This is a genomic window from Duganella sp. CF458, assembly GCF_900113115.1.
Classification (GTDB): domain Bacteria; phylum Pseudomonadota; class Gammaproteobacteria; order Burkholderiales; family Burkholderiaceae_D; genus Rugamonas.
Window position 1 is genome coordinate 1 of the sequence record NZ_FOOF01000043.1, and the last position, 2,996, is coordinate 2,996.

Consider the following 2,996-nt stretch of genomic DNA (forward strand, 5'->3'; position numbering starts at 1 on the left):
GGGGGGTGTAGTCTCAAACACAGGCAAGTGCTGTATAACCGGCAAGGTTATAGGGACAAGCCGTACGGGCAATTAGTATCAGTTAGCTTAATGCATTACTGCACTTCCACACCTGACCTATCAACGTCCTGGTCTCGAACGACCCTTCAAAGAGCTCAAGGCTCTGGGAAATCTCATCTTAAGGCAAGTTTCCCGCTTAGATGCTTTCAGCGGTTATCTCTTCCGAACTTAGCTACCCGGCAATGCCACTGGCGTGACAACCGGTACACCAGAGGTTCGTCCACTCCGGTCCTCTCGTACTAGGAGCAGCCCCCTTCAAATTTCCAACGCCCACGGCAGATAGGGACCAAACTGTCTCACGACGTTTTAAACCCAGCTCACGTACCACTTTAAATGGCGAACAGCCATACCCTTGGGACCGGCTACAGCCCCAGGATGTGATGAGCCGACATCGAGGTGCCAAACTCCCCCGTCGATATGAACTCTTGGGAGGAATCAGCCTGTTATCCCCAGAGTACCTTTTATCCGTTGAGCGATGGCCCTTCCATACAGAACCACCGGATCACTATGTCCTACTTTCGTACCTGCTCGACTTGTCGGTCTCGCAGTTAAGCACGCTTATGCCATTGCACTATTAGCACGATGTCCGACCGTACCTAGCGTACCTTCGAACTCCTCCGTTACACTTTGGGAGGAGACCGCCCCAGTCAAACTGCCTACCATGCACTGTCCCCGATCCGGATTACGGACCAAGGTTAGAACCTCAAACAAACCAGGGTGGTATTTCAAGGTTGGCTCCATAGGAACTGGCGTCCCTACTTCAAAGCCTCCCACCTATCCTACACAGATTGGTTCAAAGTCCAATGCAAAGCTACAGTAAAGGTTCATGGGGTCTTTCCGTCTAGCCGCGGGTAGATTGCATCATCACAAACACTTCAACTTCGCTGAGTCTCGGGAGGAGACAGTGTGGCCATCGTTACGCCATTCGTGCAGGTCGGAACTTACCCGACAAGGAATTTCGCTACCTTAGGACCGTTATAGTTACGGCCGCCGTTTACTGGGACTTCAATCAAGAGCTTGCACCCCATCATTTAATCTTCCAGCACCGGGCAGGCGTCACACCCTATACGTCCACTTTCGTGTTTGCAGAGTGCTGTGTTTTTATTAAACAGTCGCAGCCACCAGTTTATTGCAACCTTTTCGTCCTTCCACAGTAAAGTGGTCAAACTACCGAGGCGTACCTTATCCCGAAGTTACGGTACCAATTTGCCGAGTTCCTTCTCCCGAGTTCTCTCAAGCGCCTTAGAATACTCATCTCGCCCACCTGTGTCGGTTTGCGGTACGGTCTCGTATGACTGAAGCTTAGAGGCTTTTCTTGGAACCACTTCCGATTGCTTCGTGAGCAAGCTCACTCGTCCCAGTCCCTTGAATTACGCGCCCGGATTTGCCTAAGCGCCTTCTATGAACCAGAAACTGACTATTCCAACAGTCAGACAACCTTCCGCGATCCGTCCCCCCATCGCATCATACGACGGTGCAGGAATATTAACCTGCTTCCCATCAGCTACGCATCTCTGCCTCGCCTTAGGGGCCGACTCACCCTGCTCCGATGAACGTTGAACAGGAAACCTTGGGCTTACGGCGTGCGGGCTTTTCACCCGCATTATCGCTACTCATGTCAGCATTCGCACTTCTGATACCTCCAGCATCCTTTACAAGACACCTTCGCAGGCTTACAGAACGCTCTCCTACCATATCCTTGCGGATATCCGCAGCTTCGGTGACTGGCTTAGCCCCGTTACATCTTCCGCGCAGGACGACTCGATCAGTGAGCTATTACGCTTTCTTTAAATGATGGCTGCTTCTAAGCCAACATCCTGACTGTTTTAGCCTTCCCACTTCGTTTTCCACTTAGCCAATCTTTGGGACCTTAGCTGGCGGTCTGGGTTGTTTCCCTCTTGACACCGGACGTTAGCACCCGATGTCTGTCTCCCAAGCTCGCACTCAACGGTATTCGGAGTTTGCAATGGTTTGGTAAGTCGCGATGACCCCCTAGCCATAACAGTGCTCTACCCCCGTCGGTGATACTTGAGGCACTACCTAAATAGTTTTCGGAGAGAACCAGCTATTTCCAAGTTTGTTTAGCCTTTCACCCCTATCCACAGCTCATCCCCTAATTTTTCAACATTAGTGGGTTCGGTCCTCCAGTGCGTGTTACCGCACCTTCAACCTGGCCATGGATAGATCACTTGGTTTCGGGTCTACACCCAGCGACTGGCGCCCTGTTCGGACTCGATTTCTCTACGGCTCCCCTATTCGGTTAACCTCGCCACTGAATGTAAGTCGCTGACCCATTATACAAAAGGTACGCCGTCACCCCTTACGAGGCTCCGACTGTTTGTATGCACACGGTTTCAGGATCTATTTCACTCCCCTCCCGGGGTTCTTTTCGCCTTTCCCTCACGGTACTGGTTCACTATCGGTCGATTACGAGTATTTAGCCTTGGAGGATGGTCCCCCCATGTTCAGACAGGATTTCTCGTGTCCCGCCCTACTTGTCGTACGCTTAGTACCACCGTTTGGATTTCATGTACGGGGCTATCACCCGCTATGGCCAGAGTTTCCAATCTGTTCCATTATCCAATCGACTATCACGTACAGGCTCTTCCCATTTCGCTCGCCACTACTTTGGGAATCTCGGTTGATTTCTTTTCCTGCAGCTACTTAGATGTTTCAGTTCGCCGCGTTCGCTTCACACACCTATGTATTCAGTGAGTGATGACCTATAAGGCCGGGTTTCCCCATTCGGAAATCTTCGGATCAATGCTTGTTTGTCAGCTCCCCGAAGCTTATCGCAGACTTCTACGTCCTTCATCGCCTGTAATCGCCAAGGCATCCACCATGTGCACTTATTCACTTGTCCCTATAACCTTGACGGCTACAAGTTCAAGCACTTACTACTGTGTTTGATGAGTTTTACTACTACCCTAAGTGAT

The 2,996-nt window shown here is 51.0% G+C and carries 1 rRNA gene; it reads right to left on the bottom strand.

What is annotated here, in order from left to right:
* Positions 1–51 precede the first annotated feature (51 nt).
* Positions 52–2,923 (bottom strand): 23S ribosomal RNA (locus tag BM269_RS28800).
* Between the last annotated feature and the right edge of the window lie 73 nt (positions 2,924–2,996).